Source organism: Acaryochloris marina S15, from assembly GCF_018336915.1.
Lineage (GTDB): Bacteria > Cyanobacteriota > Cyanobacteriia > Thermosynechococcales > Thermosynechococcaceae > Acaryochloris > Acaryochloris marina_A.
In genome coordinates, this window is the sequence record NZ_CP064923.1 from 2596046 (window position 1) to 2615863 (window position 19818).

At 41.9% G+C, this 19818-nt stretch carries 4 protein-coding genes and 5 pseudogenes; 4 read left to right on the forward strand and 5 right to left on the reverse strand.

Annotated features, from left to right (window positions below; translation table 11 throughout):
• Positions 1–25: 25 nt before the first annotated feature.
• Positions 26–1210, forward strand: a pseudogene (locus I1H34_RS12460) (ISKra4 family transposase); the annotation flags it as partial.
• Positions 1211–1243: 33 nt separating this feature from the next.
• Here I1H34_RS12460 and I1H34_RS12465 read toward each other — a convergent pair.
• From I1H34_RS12465 to I1H34_RS12480, 4 genes and pseudogenes are all read right to left on the reverse strand, one after another.
• Positions 1244–1498 (reverse strand): annotated as a pseudogene (locus I1H34_RS12465) (DUF4277 domain-containing protein); the annotation flags it as partial.
• A gap of 481 nt (positions 1499–1979) precedes the next feature.
• Positions 1980–2270: pseudogene (locus I1H34_RS12470) on the reverse strand (DUF4351 domain-containing protein); the annotation flags it as partial.
• Between the two features lie 116 nt (positions 2271–2386).
• Positions 2387–4114 carry a group II intron reverse transcriptase/maturase gene (locus tag I1H34_RS12475; protein WP_212665896.1) on the reverse strand — a complete coding sequence of 576 codons (1728 nt, stop codon included), beginning with the start codon at positions 4112–4114 and terminating at the stop codon, positions 2387–2389.
• Positions 4115–4787: 673 nt separating this feature from the next.
• Positions 4788–5327 (reverse strand): annotated as a pseudogene (locus I1H34_RS12480) (Rpn family recombination-promoting nuclease/putative transposase); the annotation flags it as partial.
• Positions 5328–6012: 685 nt separating this feature from the next.
• On the opposite strand from I1H34_RS12480, the gene I1H34_RS12485 reads away from it, so the two are divergent.
• Both I1H34_RS12485 and I1H34_RS12490 read left to right on the forward strand, forming a co-directional pair.
• Complete coding sequence (locus I1H34_RS12485) at positions 6013–6720, forward strand: hypothetical protein (protein ID WP_212665897.1); 708 nt, start codon at positions 6013–6015, stop codon at positions 6718–6720.
• A gap of 89 nt (positions 6721–6809) precedes the next feature.
• Complete coding sequence (locus tag I1H34_RS12490) at positions 6810–17306, forward strand: RHS repeat-associated core domain-containing protein (protein WP_212665898.1); 10497 nt, start codon at positions 6810–6812, stop codon at positions 17304–17306.
• A gap of 82 nt (positions 17307–17388) precedes the next feature.
• Here I1H34_RS12490 and I1H34_RS33085 read toward each other — a convergent pair.
• Positions 17389–17862: pseudogene (locus I1H34_RS33085) on the reverse strand (transposase); the annotation flags it as partial.
• A 765-nt stretch (positions 17863–18627) separates the two neighbouring features.
• Here I1H34_RS33085 and I1H34_RS12505 point away from each other — a divergent pair.
• Positions 18628–19788, forward strand: coding sequence for a glycosyltransferase family 4 protein (locus I1H34_RS12505; RefSeq protein WP_212665899.1), 1161 nt, complete (start codon positions 18628–18630; stop codon positions 19786–19788).
• Positions 19789–19818: the final 30 nt, after the last annotated feature.

Here is a 19818-nt window from a genome sequence, read left to right on the forward strand (position 1 = left end):
AACCCACAATTACTTGAGGCACGACCTGTTATCCGAACAATCTACCCTCATCGATACTGGAGTTACGCAGTGCATCAAATGTGGTGGGAAAATAGGCAAGCTTGGTTTTCAACCATCTACATTCCATGCCGTCTTCAGCGATCATAAACTCCGTATCCAAAAACATCGGTGCAAGAATCCTGAGTGTCGATGGCAAAGTATGCCATCGGTGTTGAGCGTCTTTGGCACAGATACTCATCCTGACTTAGTAAAACTGCAATGTGAGAATGGTGCCTTGCATAGCTATCGAGAAGCTCAGGATAATATGGAGCGGCTGAATGCTCAGCGCCGGAGTGTGAATAACCATGTCCAAATCAAAAACGTGACCAATCAAGTCGGTGAGCGTTTATCTCAAGCGAACACTACCCCTCCAGATCAAGAAGAGTTACCCACCCCGGCAGCAGAACTCATTGCTCAAGTCGATGGGGGTCATATTCCTACCAAAGATAAAGACAAGCGCAGTTTTGAAGCCTTATCTGGCATCGTTTATCGTCCTAGTGCCATTGAAGTAGTTGATAAACATCATCGCCAAATTACGGAAAAGACTTGTGTTGTTTCCGCCTTAGAGGATGAGTTGCAAACCATCAAGACCTATCTGCATCATGCGGCACTTAAACAAGGGATGACAGAAGAGACACAGGTCACTGCCTTGGCCGATGGTGCTAGCAACTGCTGGTCAGTCATCTCAGTTCTTGAGCCTCATTGCAAAGCATTAGAGCTGATCTTGGACTGGTTTCATATCGGCAAGAAATTCCGAAATGTCAGCAATGCACTGGGTGAAACCTTTGCAGAATCCCTCGATAGTGCGAAGGGGAGTTTATGGCATGGAAAAGTAGATGATGCTCTGCAGAAGATTGCCATGCTTCGAGACAACATTTCAGATGAGAAGAAGCAAACAAAGCTCAAAGGCTTATACGATTACTTAAAGAATAACAGTGAATATCTTGTCAATTATGACGAGCGAGATAAAGCGGGGCTAGCTTATACCAGTCAAGTTGCAGAATCTCATATTGACACCCTCATTAATGCTCGCCATAAAAAGAAGCAGAAGATGCAATGGACTCGGGTAGGTGCCCATAATGTCTTGCAAATCAGGGCGAGTATGATCAGTAATGAATGGAGTGATAATTGGCTAGATTTAGTTCTTCCTGAAGAAGAAAAAGCTGCTTGAGAATTAGGCTTTTAATGTAGGATATTTACGCTTACGTACACCTTGACCGAGTAAGTGCTCGGTTGCTTTGCTTTCGAAAAACTCACTAAATAAGTACAATGGAGCACTCAAAAAGCCCATACCATTTAGAATCAGGGCTTTGACAACTTGACCACAACTAACATTCTCTTGCTCGTGAGTACCTAATAATCGATCCACTATTTCGACAATGCCGATCTCATCGACGATACCGGCAATAATACCGAGATGGTCAATATCCTGAACGTCTATCTCTTGAGGTGAATACATGGACTTGCGTTGAGAGACAACCTCAAAATTATCCCTTGATGGTTAGTACCTGCTGAATGTCGGATGTATCTTGGCATGGCCCCTTGAAAGGTATTCATCAAGATAAAGATATCATCAGATTTTCAATCTCTGAAAGAATTTCAGGGATTTTCACCCCGTTTCCTATAACAGCCATTATCGTAACCAGTTGCCTGAAAGACTAAAGTCTGGTCCTCAGAATTTCCTTGAAGAAGCAGGCAAATATTACACTAAAACTCAGACAAACGTTAGTGTAATATGGCGCAGGCAATGTTCTATTTCGGACATTTAGTTACGCTGAAATCCTTATGGGAAAAGGGGTAGCTAAACACAGCTATTTTTAATTCCGATTCTGGTAGAAAATCTGGAATAAGAATCACTGATCTAATAGTGTGATCTTGGAATTCATGCTCTGTGGTGCAAATTATTTCGCGTTTGGCTCAACATGCCGATGTGTCACTTGTTAATCGGCTCGATTTTTCTCCAGCCAGTTCACTAGATCAGCAGGTTCCGTAAAGTCGAGCAATGCTTCACCAAGTGCTTCGAGTTGGTCGAGAGTTAGGGATTGGATCTGAGATTGCAATTCTGAGGGAATGTCGCCAATACGTCGGTTGAGAAGGCGAAGGACTAATCGTGTTTCCCCGCTCTGTTCTCCCTCTTGAAGGAATTCTTCTTTCCACTCTTGATAGATAACTGACTGTTGCATAATCTCTTTCCGCAGAACTTGATTAATGACGTTCCTTTCCAATGTTAACCGTTAGGGTCGAGTGACAGGTCACCCTGTCACCCTCCCATTCAGAACGGTGCGTGAGACTTTCGAACTCACACCGCTCCTCAACAGTACGGCTGTTGTCATCAGTACCATTCGCCCTATATTTTGATGACGCTTTCGATTGGCTCTAATTCAGTTTCCTGCTCTAAAGCCTTACGGTTAGCATTATCAAGGGCGGTTTTTACATCGTGACAATGGCGATGAAGCGGTTGCAGATTGTCGAATCTATCTGTCCCACCCTCCACTTTAGGAATTTTGTGGTCAACCTCAATCAGATCGCCTTCGATAAACAGTAATCCACACGCTGGGCATTTCCCTTTGTACCTTTTTAGTAGTGAGGCTACTTGGTTGGGTAATTCAGGGTGTTTGCCTTTCCTTGTACTCCAGTACAGTACATCTCCATCAAAGAAACTCTTATCTCCCTTCACTTTTATATGGCGCACAATTGGGATAGAGGAATGAGGGGTTAATCTCACTCCCTTTCTGGTTGAAAAAGTAAGCCTATCTTCAATGTAATGCCAGTATTTGTTCAGGGTTTTGGAGTTAAAATTTCCGGTTCTGTATCTTGCCCATGCTCTTAGTTGTGAAAACAATAAAATGTGTTCGCACTTTGAGAAGGTTTGTTTACTGCATACCCGTGAGTAGTAATTACACCATCCCCTAATAATCGGGTTGAGCTTGCTAATCAATGCCGCTTGTGGCGCTGTTTTGTAAGCATCAATGGTATCTCTAAGTTTCTGAATATGCAGGGCTACCTTCTTTTTGCTGGGCTTGATGAGTGTTTTGAAGCCTAGCTTCTTACCGTTTCCATGACATCCAGATTGATATTTACCAACTGAATATTGCCGGATATTAAATCCGAGAAAATCGAATCCAACATTTCCTTCGTACGGTGTTAGCGTATGAGAGATACGGGTTTTACTAGGTTTTAATTCTAGAGACATCTCTTTAAGCCAGGTTTCGGCTGCTAGCTTACACTTCAGGATGACCTCCACCGATGGATGAAGGACTACGAAGTCATCAGCGTAGAATACAACCGATAAAGCACGTTGTGCTTTACCTTGATTTACGCATCCTCTGATCGCTGTTTCCAATCCATAAAGGGCTACCAAAGCTAATAATGGGGAGATGCATCCCCCTTGTGGTGTACCCTCATTGGTTGGAAATAATTGGCCATCTAGTATCACTCCCGATTTCAACCAGGCTTTGATTTGCCTGTTTAAGCTGGGAAATGTGTTCAGTTTGGTCAATAACTTCTCCTGGTTTATTTTGTCAAAGCATTTTGAAATATCGGCGTCCAAGACATATTTGTCTTTTTGCTTGATACTAAGGAAAATTGCTCTGATTGCATCATGAGCGCCTCTACCAGTTCTGAAGCCATAGGTATTGGTTTCGAAAACCGCTTCCCATTCGGCTTCCAATGCTAGTTTCACTAACATTTGCCTTGCCCTCTCAATCATGCAGGGTATTCCTAACGGTCTTTCCTCCGTTGTTCCGGGTTTTGGTATCATCACCCGTCGCGTTGGTTTAGATTTTCCAGTTAGGTACAGGTTATTCGTGAGGTCAAGCCGTTGTTCCGGTGTCAGGGATTTTATCCCATCCACTCCTGCTGTTTTCTTGCCTTGATTATCCTGAGTCACCTTCCTGACTGCTAGAAGCTTGGCAGATCTGGACTTCATCAATAGTTTCTGGAGTCTGTGAACCTGCTTAGTATCACCACGACGTTTGGCTTTGAAGATTCTGGTTTGGAGTCGATAGACATTCTTCTGGACTTGTTTCCAGTTAATGTCTGTCCATTCATCACTACCCATAATTGAGTGTGTCATCGTCTTTACTCTGACTAAAGGCTCTTCATTCCGTACTATCGGGTCTACGTCTGCGTATCCTGGGCATTACCCCAGGCATTAGCTTCTTAGACCATCCTGACTGCCAGTCCATTCGGTTTAGTACCTGCTCTAGATATTCGACCTTCTAGAGTGAAAACTGGTCAGGTTACTTCGTTCCTGATGTTCTTTGTTTGTGTGTTTAGAGTCGTACTGTCCACCGGATTTCGCTTATGGGTATAAAACCATCTTTTGACTGATGAGAAGGTTCAGGAAATCAGTAACTTTTGTTTCCAGTGTTTGGACATTAAGCATTGCTAGATATCCATTTCAGCCTTTTCACTGGCTGGGATTCACGGTGGTTTAGTCATACATTCAGGCTCACTGAGCTTTACTCATGCACACGTACTAGCCGGGTTTCCAGATTAGGCTTCCAGATACCGACATTTAGCCCCGCTTCATCCCATTGGCACTAAACCTTTGATATGGGGGCTATGCTTTCACGCCTTATACCGGGCGGGTAGGACTAGCTGTCTGGACTTGGTCAGAGGCATCACCTACAAGAACATTAAGTTATCATCTGAGAGAGATTAAAGTGCGAACTCAACCCAGAGAAGGTTATCTCTCAGAAGCCCTACCTTATTAGCTTTTAGCCTTTTGTGTAGGAACGAATCGCACCAGCTAGAATCCCGGTTGAGGCCGCTACATTACTTTGAACCCGCATTTCTGGAACAGCATCGATGCGCTCAGCTACCTGTCGTAAGGTTTGAGCTTGATCTAAAGTATTGGTTAAAACAGCAAGAGGTAGCAATCCTGTCGATTCCAGAAAGGGTTCTGTTGGTTGCTCCCAAAGGCGGATTACCTCAAATTCATGGCGAGTTCTCGGAATCTCAAATGCTGTCTGGAAAACATAATCTGATTGGGATGGAGTCAAATAAATCACCACTTGCTTCATCTCTTTCTGGGGAAAGCGACGATAGACCCGGAGGCGGTAGTCAGCCATCCTATAGGCCATGTTTGGATCTGGCTCTGTCTGAAACTCAACGTGCAAAATATATTCATCAGAAGCCAGCAATATCAGTGCATCAGCCCGGATTGGTTCGAGTGACAATTCTGAAGGGCTGAGTTGGGTGAGTGGAATAGGTTCACCGAGGAGCCAAGAGGCGAAATCACTGGAAAAGCTCTCTGCAAGGAACTTACAGGTAGAATCAAACATTCTGGGATTATATCAGTCCCATGTTGAAATACACTTTCATGTATGAATAACTATGGAGATGTTTATACGTAAGAGCTAATTTCTAAAGAAGGTATTATTTAGTCACTTTTATTTACTTACTTTTTGTTATGCTGATTGAAAATTGATTCTTAGATATAAAATTAGTTATTTATAGGCAGTATTCAATATTACTTGTCATAGAAAGCTAAGAGTTTAGTCATAAAAAGTCTCTTCAAAGTTTATATGATATTAAATTTTTATCCTCATTAGAATCTACATACTTGATTAATTTGTAAACAAAAATAATAAGGTTCGGATAATTTAATTTCATCGTATATAATCTAGAAAACCTTGATTTACTCGTTCCCCTTCATTTCATTTTCTCTACCTCTTACAACGAGCATGGATAAGTATTTATTGATTATATGCCTCTAAATTTGCATATACTCTGCTAAATTTAGCAGCACAGTATTCCTAAAACATAAACTCCTATATTAAAGAGGTTTCTGCTGGCTAGTTTATTAATAGATACATCTAGAAACATCTTTTTATCCGCAGTTTTAAATTTTAGTTGAATCTTTGCATGTGTTCTATTGCATGCAACATTTCTGCTATTGAATTGATTGTCAGAATTTTCTATTTCTTCTGACTAGATTTTGCCATTCAAAATATAGGAAATAATAGTATGTCTGAAGCTATACATGTTCAGGAAGTAGGTATCACTATCACAGCTAAAGATTTAAACCCTACCTCAATTAATCCAGACTTTCTGAAATACAGTGACATCATTCCCAGCGATTGGGAAGTTTCTCGCCCACCTGTATATACCAATCGTATCGTCCAGATTGTCTATAAAAATGGCTTAAGCCTTGTAATCCAACCCAATCGAATAGATTTTATTGAAGTTTTTTCAAATTCTGATGCTCATCCCAAGCAGGTTTATAGCATTGCTTCTAAATATGTTCAAAAGCTTTCGAAGGTAGATTATCAAGGCATCAGCATCAATGCTCGAGCCCATACTCAGTTTGCCAACAAGCACGAAACTCAGCGTTATTTAACGACTCAAATCCTTTCTCCTGGCCCTTGGTCTGAAAACTCTACGGGTCCAGTTCAGGCTGCGATTCAACTGATATATCCACAGGAAAGGGGGCAATTGAATTTATTGATAAATCAAGCAGAATTTAAACGCTCAGAAACTGAATCGGATGCTGCAATTCTTTTCTCTGGTAACTACAGCTTTGAACTAGAGGGAGAAAACTCTGAAACAAGACTGAAAGACTTACTGAGCTTGATTACTGACTGGAGCAGTTGTGTCGAGACTTTTGAGCAAATTGTCCAACAGTTTGTTCATAGCTCTACAAATCTGCTGATACCTATTGCAGATGCAGCATAAATAAAGAAATTTACGAGTAGCTCCTCAGAATTAACATCCTTGAGCTACTTAGCATTACGTTGATTTTTCGATAAGGACTTAGTAAGGATATGGGTGGTTCAAGCAATCTTTTTGGCAATCAGGATATTCCTGCATCTGGGCTATTAGAAGGTGATTTGTTAGATGAACTTGGCAAGGATAACACCCTTGGTGATGTCCTTGATCAGATGGGGAGTAAACACACTCCAGCCTTTAATGATCCTGTGAATGCAGTTTCTAACGGGATACCCCTTCAAAGTACTTTACCCTCACCTGCCAATAGTTTTCTCAACTCCACTGCTCCATCAGGTGCTTCTGCCGATTTGGAAGCCTCTGATGAGTCACTAGGCATAGGTGATGGTCCATTTGTAGGAGATATCTCGTCAGAAGATCTCGTAATGCATCTCACACTTGATGAGGCGTCTGGTAATGTTGCTGTCGATATCTCTCCTGAAGGACAAGATAATAATGGCCTTTTGAGAAGTGGTGCCCAATTTGTTGATATTGGTGGATCGTTAGGAGGCGGTGTCCAGTTTGATGGCATCAATGATTTTATTGCAGTGTCAGATACCCGAGATATCAATCTTGGAGAACATTCTCAAAGAACCATTAGTATCTGGTTTAAGGCGGACTCAACCCAAGGTAATGATAAGCAAGTCATTTACGAGGAAGGGGGAACAACTCGTGGCTTAAATATTTATCTGGATGAAGGTCGCCTATATGTGGGTGGCTGGAACCGAAGAGAAGAGAATTGGCAAGGAACATTTCTATCCACGGATACAGTACAGGAAAACGTTTGGCACCATGTTTCTCTTGTTTTGAATGTTGATAATGACCCCGAAATTGAAACAGGTGGTACCGGGGAGGATTCAGAAGGTTTTGAACGAGAGACTTCCACGTTGCAATCTCAAGCGTTCTCAGCCTATCTCGATGGTGAGCAATTTGGTGTAGGACAAGGGGCCACTTTACATCAACATAGCGACAATATTGGTATTGGTGGGATCAATCAAAACACCCGCTTTCACGATGGTGTCGGTAGAGGTTCTGGCACTCAAGGAATAAAAGGGATTATTGCAGATGCAAGAGTCTACAACAGAGTGTTAACAGACAGTGAAATCGATCTACTGGCACAAATTAACCCTGTAGATCAAGCACCTCCAGTGATTAATGCAGAATTAGCAAATGACACTGCACCCACTGGAACGAATAATGACGGTATCACTTCAGCTCCAACTGTTATCGGCCAAATTGTTGATGCCAGCCCGATTACCAGCTTCAGAGCTGGATTAAACAACACCCCTATTGACTCCTATATTGATGTCCTCAATACAGTGCAGTCAGACGGTTCGTTTACCCTGGATCAAGGAACGCTAAACCAAATTTTGGGTAGCACGTTACCGGATGGATCCTATACTCTGAATCTATTAGCTACGGATGCATTTGGCAATACAACGGATAGCCAAGTTATCGTGTCGTTTGTCCTAGATACGGCAGTCTCTACGATTAGTTTTGATTTGGCCCCTGAATCTGATTCGGCCCCAGTGGGTGATCAACAAACCACGTTAGAAACGGTGCGTTTGATCGGTACTACTGAAGCAAATGCCAGTGTTCTCATGAATCCCCTCGGGCAAGTCGTAGAAGCTGATGATCAGGGTCAATTCGCCTTCGAAGATGTACCGCTGGATATAGGACTGAACGAATTAAGCATCATTGCGACAGATGTTGCCGGTAACCAGCAATCATTTACCCAAACTTTTGAACGTGTGGTTGCAGCAGCTGCGCCAGAAATCACGGCACCCCCCGCTCTGACCGTTGATGAAGATACTGCATTGCAGATAAGTGGCATCAGCATAAGTGATGCGGATGCAGGTTCTTCTTCTTTAGAGGTGACTCTTTCTGTTGATCATGGAATACTGACTTTGAGTCAAACCAGTGGTCTGACCTTCAATACGGGGAATGGTGTTGCTGATGCTTCCATGATATTCACGGGGACATTAGCTGACATTAACGCTGCCTTGACCGATTTGATTTATCAGGGTGAACTCGACTTCAATGGAACAGACATCGTCAATATCGCTGTAGATGACCTTTCCCATAGTGGAAGTGGGTTAACGGATAGTCAAAGCATTGATGTAACCGTCAATCCCGTCAATGACACGCCTGTTTTAGAGAATATTGGGAATCAAAATGCCAATTTAGGTGAGGAATTAACCTTCACCGCTGTAGCGACAGATCCAGACTTACCATCAGACCAGTTATCCTTTAGCCTAGCGTCTGGGGCTCCTGCAGGAGCGGCCATTGATCCTACAACAGGAATATTTAGTTGGACCCCAGATGCCAATCAGGCTATAGGAGACATCGAAGTTTCGATAGTTGTGACAGACAATGGCACTCCCCCCTTAAGCGATACAAAAATAATTACAGTGTCTGTTTCTGACCCCAATGCCCCTGTCAATCAAGCACCTGTATTTGACCCAGTTGGCCCACTCTCTGTCATGCCTGGAGCTCGACTTGCAGTGCAGCTTATGGCAACTGATCCAGATGGTGACGCGGTTTCCTATTTTCTACAACCGAATGGCCCTCTACCAACGGGGATGCTGGAAAGCGATGGCACGTTGGTGTTTAACCCCTCTCCCGATCAGCTCGGCACCTATGAATTCACTGTTGTTGCCAGCGATGGAATTATAGATTCAACACAGACAGTCACGTTAGAAGTTGTTCCAGATCCCATCACCACGACTCGAATTTCAGGCGTGATCCAAGATATTGATCAGACGCCACTGGCTGGTGTTGTGCTGGAACTAGGTGGAACTCAAACCACAACAGCTGCAGATGGCTCCTTTACTTTGGAGTTTCCGAATGGTTTACCCGATGACACCTTAAATATTCTGCCAGAGTCCATCAACACGGCTGACGTTATCTATCCAGCCATTGCTGAAAAGGTAGGTCTTCTTCTAGAGCGTGACCCATTTACAGGCGTCAACAATATCATTGACAGACCTATTTATCTTCCTGCCCTGGATATCGCCAATGCGGTTCCTATTGATCCCGCTGTAGATACTATGGTGACGACTGAGGCCATCCCTGAAGCTGCAGTCTTCGTCGCTGCAGGTTCGTTAGAGACTATGAATGGCGATCCATTTACTGGATCACTGAGTATTACTGAAGTTCCAGTTGATTTTACCCCTGCATCCTTACCGGAAAATCTACTTCCGGAGTTGGTAGTGACAATTCAACCGGGAGAGATGCAGTTTACTACTCCTGCTCCCTTATCTTTGCCCAATAATTCAGGGTTTGAGCCTGGTACCGTTATGGACCTTTGGTCGATTAATCCTGAGACGGGTGACTTTGAGAATGTCGGCTCAGGTCGAGTGAGTGCGGATGGTAGTGTCATTGAGACATTTCAAGGAGGAATTCAAAGTAGCAGCTGGCATTTCTTTGCACCACAACCTGAAATTGCCAATGATCCTAACGGGAATACTCGAAATGAAGACAATACATGTCAAAAATGTAAGGTGGGAGGACCATCAACCTCGGAAGTAGAATTTCATTCAGGTGCTTTGATTGAAACCCATGATTTAGTCAACTACCAGTCTCTAGGAGTTTCTAGAGGAATTAACTTAACTTACGATTCATTGAGAGCAGACCCACGTCCCATTGTTAACTTTGGGTTCAGCAATATTCGTGGGAGCTCAGATCGGAGATTACAAGCTAGCTTAACGATCAATCGAGGCAATTTTGAGTATCAAGTTCCAGGGGGGGGTGGCTCAGGTAGACATCATTATTGGTCGGTTGGCAGTGGGGATATTGATGCTGCCCTTCAGGCTGATCTCAGCACCCTGCCTTCTGGAACGTATGACTATCAATTAACTACGGGCGTTCTGCGACAAAGGGTTAATTCAGGTTTTGTTGAACAACCTGATGGGACTTTCGATTTCTTCCGCAGATCTACTAATTCATTTACTGGATCAACATCTTCTAGTGAAGGGATGATTTTGCACGTTAACTCTGTTGATAGTGCATTTGGAAGCGGTTGGGGATTGGCCGGACTACAAGAAATTGTGGAAAATCCTGATGGTTCTGTATTGCTGATTGATGGAGATGGGAGTGAAATTTTATACGACGCTCCAGATACGGCAGGGGGGATATATAAAGCCCCTCCAGGAGATTTTTCAAATTTAGAAAAATTAGCCGATGGCACGTTTAAGATTACATTTAAAGACCAAACTGCCTTAGAGTTTAATACCGATAATTTCCTTTCAAGAGAAATAGACCGGAATGGCAATGAGACTCAATATATTTACAACAATTCAGGCAACTTGACCACGATCATTGATCCTGTCGGTTTAGAAACTACATTTTCTTATACGAATGACCGAATAACAGAAATTAGTGACCCCGCTGGAAGAATTACTCAGCTTGAATATGATGTGATGGGTAATTTGGTACGGATTACTGATCCAGATGGGACTTCTCGAACTTTTGAGTATGATGCAGATCATCATATGACAGCTGAAATTGATCAGCGTGGCAATCGGGAAGAGGCTACCTATGACTTTGCTGGACGTCTTGAGCAGGCAATCCGAAAAGATGGTTCTGTTATTGAAGTTGACCCATTGCAAGTCCAAGGACTTTACACACCCGAGGAAACCGCTGTTAATCCTTTCAACTTTAATGGGGTTGACTTTTTCCTGAATTCAGCCCCATCAACTTTCAGGCTAGGTTCAGCGGAGTCTACTTACGTAGATGCCAATGGCAACACTATCGTCAATACCCTTGATCAGGCAGGACAGCTAGTTAGCTCTACAGATGATGTTGGTAGTCGTCCCCAAGTCAGGCGAAATCAAGACAACCTCATTACCAGCAGCACGGATGCTCGGGGGAACTCTACCGTATTTTCCTACGATGATAATGGAAATATACTTAGGGTTGAGGATGTTCTCTCAGGTAGAAACACTTTTTCGGGCTCAATTGCTGAGCCTGGAGAAAGAGACGAATTTAGCTTTGATGGGGTGGCTGGGCAGCGAATTTTCTTTGATGATCTCAGTGAGAGTTTCTTTGCCAATGTCACCCTGGTAGATCCTAACGGGTCTAATGTCTTTGGAGTCAGCTCTCGGCCAGTAACACTCAATCAGGATGGTACCTATACATTGAGTATTCGGGGAAATTCTGATGATATAGGAGATTATCAGTTCCGATTGCTGGCTTTGGATAATAATGTTCCAGACTTAACCTTGACCACCACGGTTACTGATAGCCTCTTCCCTGGAAGTGAGGCAGATTTTTATCGCTTCTCTGGAACTGCTGGAGAACGCTTACGATTTAATAGTCTATCACTATCAGATAATTCGTTCGGAACTTGGAGCCTATATGGTCCTAACAACCAGCTTATTAGTAATACCTCTCTTGGATTCGATTTCTTGGCAACCCTGCCTGTTGATGGTGACTACTTACTGGTGCTAAACGGTTCCCAGTTCAACTCCGGTACTCCCGTTGACTATAGTTTCCAAGTCGTGACACCCGAAACAACAACAGCTGCTCTGACTATAGGAGATACAGTTTCAGGGACCATTGACGAAGTGGGTGACCAGGCTGAGTTTACTTTTGCAGGTACAACCGGACAGCAACTCTACTATGACGCCTTAGGACTGTCTAGTAATGTATCTCTCAGCTTAGAAGCGCCTGATGGGACTCGACTATTCAACTTTTTTGCAGATGTAGATTTTGACGCAGGGCCTATTACCCTAACCCAGGATGGTGCCTACCGACTCATTATTGGGGGAGATAATATTTCGACTGGCGATTATAGTTTCCGAGTTTTGGATGTCCCAGCAACAGCGCAATCAGTGACACTGGATACCCCCGTAACAGGAACCCTTGACCCAAGTCGTGAAGCTGACTTCTATCGTCTCTCTGGAACTGCTGGAGAGCGGATAAGATTGGATAGCTTGTCAATTTCTGAGAACTTTCCCGGCAGTTGGATTCTCTACAATTCTAATAACCAGGCTATTGCAAGTAGTTCCTTAGGGTCCGATTTCGTAGCAACCCTGCCTGTTGACGGTGACTATTTATTAGTCCTTAGTGGTTCCCAATTCAACTCTGGTACTCCCGTTGACTATAGCTTTCAAGTTGTGACACCTGAAACAACAACGGCTGCTCTCACAATAGGAGATACAGTTTCAGGGACCATTGACGAAGTGGGTGACCAGACTGAGTTTACTTTTGCAGGTACAACCGGACAGCAACTCTACTATGACGCTTTGGGATTGTTTACCAATATGCGTCTCAACCTGGAAGCACCTGATGGGACGCAATTATTTAGCTTCTTTGTAGGTGCAGATGATGACTCTGGACCCATTACCCTAATGCAAGATGGTACTTATACACTTATTGTTGGGGGAGATAACATTTCGACTGGCGATTATAGCTTCCGAGTTTTGGATGTCCCAGCAACAGCGCAATCAGTGACACTGGATAACCCCGTGACAGGAACCCTTGACCCAAGTCGTGAAGCTGACTTCTATCGTCTCTCTGGAACTGCTGGAGAGCGGATAAGATTGGATAGCTTGTCAATTTCTGAGAATTTCCCTGGAAGTTGGATTCTCTACAATTCTAATAATCAGGCTATTGTAAGTAGTTCCTTAGGATCTGATTTCGTAGCAACCCTGCCTGTTGACGGTGACTATTTATTAGTCCTTAGTGGTTCTCCATTCAACTCTGGTACTCCCGTTGACTACAGCTTCCAAGTTGTGACACCCGAAACAACAACGGCTGCTCTCACAATAGGAAATACAGTTTCAGGGACCATTGACGAAGTGGGTGACCAGGCTGAGTTTACTTTTGCAGGTACAACCGGACAGCAACTCTTCTATGACGCATTAGGACTCTCTAGTAATGTATCTCTCAGCTTAGAAGCGCCTGACGGGACTCGACTATTCAACTTCTTTGCAGATGTAGACGATGACAGTGGGCCTATTACCCTAACCCAAGATGGTGCCTACCGACTCATTATTGGGGGAGATAATTTTTCGACTGGCGATTATAGCTTCCGAGTTTTGGATGTCCCAGCAACAGCGCAATCAGTGACACTGGATAACCCCGTAACAGGAACCCTGGATCCAAGTCGTGAAGCTGATCTCTATCGTCTCACTGGTAGTGCTGGACAACGAATTGTAATTGATAGCTTGTCGATCTCTGAAAGTTTCCCCGGCAGTTGGATTCTCTACGGTTCCAACAACCAGGCTATTACAAGTAGTTCCCTAGGGTCTGATTTCGTAGCAACCTTGCCCGCCGATGGTGATTACTTACTGGTACTGAACGGGTCTCAGTTCAACTCAGGCAATCCCATTGACTATAGCTTCCAAATAGTTTCTCCAGCATCATTCTCTACTGCCCTCACATTTGATCAGGCACTCAGTGATACTCTTGGCCTCGGAGAGATTCAAGAGTTTACGTTTGATGGAACCTTTAACCAAAGACTATTTATTAATGATTTAGGGAGTTCATTCTCTAATGGTACTTGGAATTTATTGGGGCCAAATGGTCAAATAATTACGAGTAACTTTTTGAGTAGGGATTTTGAGGTGACTCTGCCTGAAAGTGGTATCTATACCCTATCTCTAACCAATAATAGTTCTGGGCCACTTACCTATAACTTCGAGGTTATCACACCTGAGACGCAAACCAGCTCTATAAGCCTGGGTGCAGCGGCTGGGGAAGGTACACAATTCACCTATGATTCAACCTTCAATCAGATAACTAGCATCACCGATGAACTGGGCCGACTCACTTTATTTGATATTGATTCCAATAACGGGAACGTCCTCTCTATTACCCAAGTTATCAGTGATATAGGCGGAGGTGACGATCTGATTTCGCAGTTCACCTATACGGCTGAAGGTTTAGTTGATCTACAGACTGATCCCCTGGGTCGAGTCACTGACTTTGACTATGATGCTTTTGGAAGAGTCACTTCAATCACTTTTGCCCAAGGGACTGCCGATCAGGGTATACAGCAATTTGAATATGACGCTGCAGGTAATGTCAGTGTAACGATTGATGAGAATGGAAATCGCACGGTCTTTGATTATGATGCCCTTAACCGTTTAGAACGTCTCATACAAGCTGATCCAGACGGAGCAGGACCTTTAACATCGCCAATAAATCTCTTTGAATATGATGATGCAGGTAACCTTGTTGCCACAACAGATGCCTTAGGGAATATAACCACTAATACCTACGATAATTTGGATCGGTTGATTAGTAGCCTAGATGAATTGGATAATCTGACTCAATTTGGCTATGACGCACTGGGTAACTTAACTTCCATCATTGATCCTTTGGGGAATGAAACTGTTAATCAATATGACGCTCGTAATCGACTGATTGAGACCGTGGACCCTGGTGATGGAGTGACTACTTTTGGTTATGACTTGGATAATAACCTCACTTCTGTCGTTGATTCAGTGGGGAATGAAACCATGTTTATCTATGATGCTCGTAATCGTCTAATTGAGGAAATCGATCCATTAGGAAACTCCATCGTCAATGAGTACGATGTGGTTGATAATCTGCTCGCTGTCACTGATCGCAATGGCCGTTCAACACAGTTTGTCTATGATGATGTCGATCGGTTGGTTACCGAGACCTGGGTTGGAGATACACAAGTCATAAACTACGCCTATGATAAGGTGAGCAATCTGACTTCCGTATCAGATTCCTTCAGTGCCCTGGCCTATACCTATGACAATAGAGACAGAATCTTGTCAGTGGATAATGCGGGTACACCAAATGTACCCAATGTTGTTCTCAACTATACCTATGATGCGGTGGGTAATATCCTTACGATGAGTGATGTAATCGATGGGGTAGAGGAAGGAACGAATACCTATGTTTATGATGCACTCAATCGGCTTACTGAACTCACTCAATTGGGTAATGGAGTTAGCGATAAGCGGGTTGACTTTGGCTATAATGCACTGAATCAATTTACCTCCATCGATCGGTATTCTGATCTTGGTGCCACTCAGCTTGTCACAGGTACAAGTTACTCCTATGACAACCTCAATCGGTTAACCAATCTCGCTCACAATAATGGCATTGCTGACATCGCATTTTATAACTTCACCTATGATCAGGACAGTCGGATTACCCAGATTGTCGATGTTGATGGTACGACAAATTACACTTATGATGACCGGAACCAACTGACAGGTGCTGATCATAGTGATGTAAATAATCCCGATGAAACTTACACTTATGATGCCAATGGCAACCGAATTAGCTCCAGTTTGCATGGCAATGGCTATGTCACAGGAGATGGAAATAGACTTCTCTCAGATGGGACATACAACTATGATTATGACGATGAAGGAAACCTCATTCGTCAAACTGAAATTGCTTCAGGAGAAAGTCGAGAGTTTGAGTGGGATTACCGGAACCGACTTGTAGCTGTAATCGATAAGGATGATGCGGGTGTTGAAACCCAGCAAGTTGAATACACCTACGACGTGTTCGATCGGCGTATTGCCAAAGACGTGGACAATAATCTGCTAGATGTTAATGAAGGAATCATTACTCATTTCGTCTATAACAGGTCTGAAGTGGTGTTTGACTTTGTTGATATAGATGGAAGCATTGGGGGTAGTGAGCCTGTCCTAGCGCAACGTTATCTTCATGGTCCAGGTGTTGATCAAGTAATTGCTCAAGAGAGCACTACAGGGAATATCTTATGGCAATTAACTGATCATCTTGGAACAGTACGGGATTTGATAAATAGCAATGGCATAGTGGAAAATCACATTATCTATGACTCTTATGGAAATGTATTGGTAGAGTCAGATACAACGTTTAATTCTCGTTATAAGTTCACAGGTCGAGAGTTAGATGTTGAAACTGGGTTATATTTCTATCGGTCAAGGTACTATAACTCATCTATTGGTAGCTTCATAAGTGAAGACCCAATTGGCTTCAATGCTACTGATTCAAACTTCTACCGTTATGTTTTTAATTCTCCTGTTAGATTTAGAGATCCTTCTGGGAACATTTTACCTTTCCTAGCCGCTGGAGTAGCGAGTGGTTTATTTGATGTAGCATTTGATGTTATTGATAAAAGCTTATCCGGCAAAGAAATTAAGTCGATAGATTTAGCAAAAACCTTTATTGCTGGCACTACAACATCGTTTGCTACTGGAGGATTAGATAAGATTAAGAAAATTGGAAAATTAGGTAAATTCATAGGTGAAACCGTAGTAAATACGTCTGGCGATATCTTTAAAGATGGAGACAATTTTGATCTATGTAAGAGTATTTTCTCTCAAGGAGGTGGAAAGCTAGGTGGGGAACTAGGCAAAGCTTCATTTGTACGTAAGATACAAAATAGGAGGTTTAATAATTTATTAAAAGAAGTGCAAAATGCTCAACCCAAAGAGCTTTCTGATATTCTAGATGTTGATGATGTATTCAATACAGTACTTCCTGCCAATAAATTAACTGATGCAACAATTGGAGGTTTTTTTGGTAGTAAGATTGGAGGTATTGCTGCAGGAAAAACCGTTGACAATTTCTAAGGAAATTATCAACATAGCCGAAATTTTCAGGAGTGGTTGGCCAAATTGAGAGTGATCTGATTTTTGTGTAATCGTTTTGAGGTTAAAGGCAAAAGCGTTCTGGAAACAGAATAGCAAAATGCGACAGAGCTGCTCGCCAATTCTTGATGGGCCGATTCCACTTTTTAGCAATGTTGTTCATTGCCAAGTACATCAGCCTGAAAACGGTATCTTCATTAGAAAAAACAGCCTTGGTTTTGATCACCTTACGCAATGAGCGGTTGACTGATTCAATCGGGAGCATGTCACCTTTGCAAGCTAGTATTTATACTCATTTCAGAAATCTTTGCTAGCCTTGCTTTTCAGATATCAAACTTTTAATTCCAGATTTTATGCATCTGCAAAGGTGACATGCTCCCGATTCAATCGCATTGGTGGTGTAAATAACGCGGCGGATTTCCATCGGGTAGTCGAATATCGGAATGACGTTTTCCCAGTGTCGAATCCATATTTGGCTAACCGCTGGGTAAAGGGTGTCCCATGTTTGAGCAAAGGCATCAAGGGCGGCTTCTGACTCAGCCCAATCTTCGAAAATTATTAGCGTTGTTAGGGTGAGTCAGGGTTCTAATTTGTAGGGAAAGATGAAAGAGTTGTTCAACGAGCCTTAAATCTAGACCGTAGTCAAAATGATTCCATGCCTTTCCTAGCTAGACTTTGGAGGATTGGCGACATCATAAAAGATTTTTATACTAAATTGCCCTATATCGCAACCTCGGCCTTTCTATACCTTGATGATTTACTGGCCTGGATTATTCATGACTATTTGGGCAATTCCTCGAACACGTTTCTAATGGATTAAACGCAGCACCTGCCTGAAATACAGCTTGTTTCTAGAAGTGTCCCTGTAGTCAGTGTTTGAAGCCCGAATGATTTATGAGGGCTAGATACTGAGTTTATGAAAATACGCAATATAAAAATCAGATAAAACGTATCGATCACATAACTTTAAAAAAAATAATATTCTGTCAGTGAAAAATACTTACAAAAAATGACTTTAAAAATACTAATAAATGACTTATTTTTATCTCAAAGCTAAATAAATATGTTATAACTTGAAAACAGAGTAAATAAATAATAGTTTCCCATCAAATATTTAGTCCAGTTTCTATCTCTGTTGAATCTGAAATGTATTGCCTTCTTCCTTAAATAGATTTAGCTCTTTATAAGGTTTAACTATATAAGAAGTATACAAATATCAATTTTATTGTGTAATCGTTCCCTTGATTTTTGAAGTAAATAAGTTAGGCACTGGAGTGCAGGTTTAGCAAGGGTTTTATCTATTGTGAAAGTAATCATTAATGCGTTGCACAGAGCAACTAGGCCCACAGGTGTGTGCAGATACGCTTTTAATCTAGCTATTGACTTATCAAGCTTGAGCAATATTGAAGAAGTTGTTCTACTTGTTGGTAAATGGCAAGAATGTTACTTCTATTCCTCATTTGAAGTAAATAAAAGTAAAATTAAAATTGTGGCTATTGATATAAAAAATAATGCCCTTTCCAGAAATTTTTGGTTTTTACTTAGCCTCCCTAAGATAGTAAAGAAATTAAGAGGAGATCTTTTACATCTATCTTTCCCTATTCCAGTCGTAGGACACTGGATGAAAGTACCTACTTATGTTACTGTTCATGACTTATATCCCTATGACATTCCAGAAAACTTTGGTTTTCCAAGAGTCTACTTCAATAGACTTTTTCTATTGATGAGTGTAAAGACTATTGAGAATATAGTTTGTGTTTCACATACAACAAAAAAACGATTAATACATTATTTCCCTCAAGAGTGTAAAGAAAAAAAAATATCAGTTGTTTATAATACAGTTAAGTTTTCGAGTGTCAAAGAGGTAGAGCCAAATTTTCTTTCTCACCTTCAATATTCTCCATTTTTTCTGTGCAATTCTCAACATAGAAAAAACAAAAATATTCCTCTTATACTTGAAGCTTTTTCAGACTTGCTTTTATCTAGAAAAATTAACTCTAAAACATTCTTATTGATTGTTGGCTCTAAAGGACCTGAAACTGAAAAAATCTCCAAAATGTTATGGGATTTTCGAATTGATAAAAATACTATTTTCGTAGATTCTATTACTGACAATGAGCTGGCATGGTTATATAAAAAATGTCAATTATTTATTGCGGCTTCTAGCTGTGAGGGTTTTTGCATTCCTTTGGCAGAAGCGTTGTTATTTTCAACAAATGTAGTATGTTCAAATATATCGATATTCAAGGAAATTGGAGATAATAGCTTTACATACTTTGATCTGGATAAAAATGCATCTCATAATTTAGCAAAAGCGATAGAAAATTCATTGAATTACAAAGTTTTTAAGAACACAGTTGTTCAAGATAGTGTTAGTAAAAACAGAAATCTGTTTCTTAGTTCTGCAGATAAATATGGAGATTTATATAGCAGAAGTTTAGTGAATACTCCTACCTTTCAATAAAAGCCTTTAGCAATTCTTATGGAATAAAGG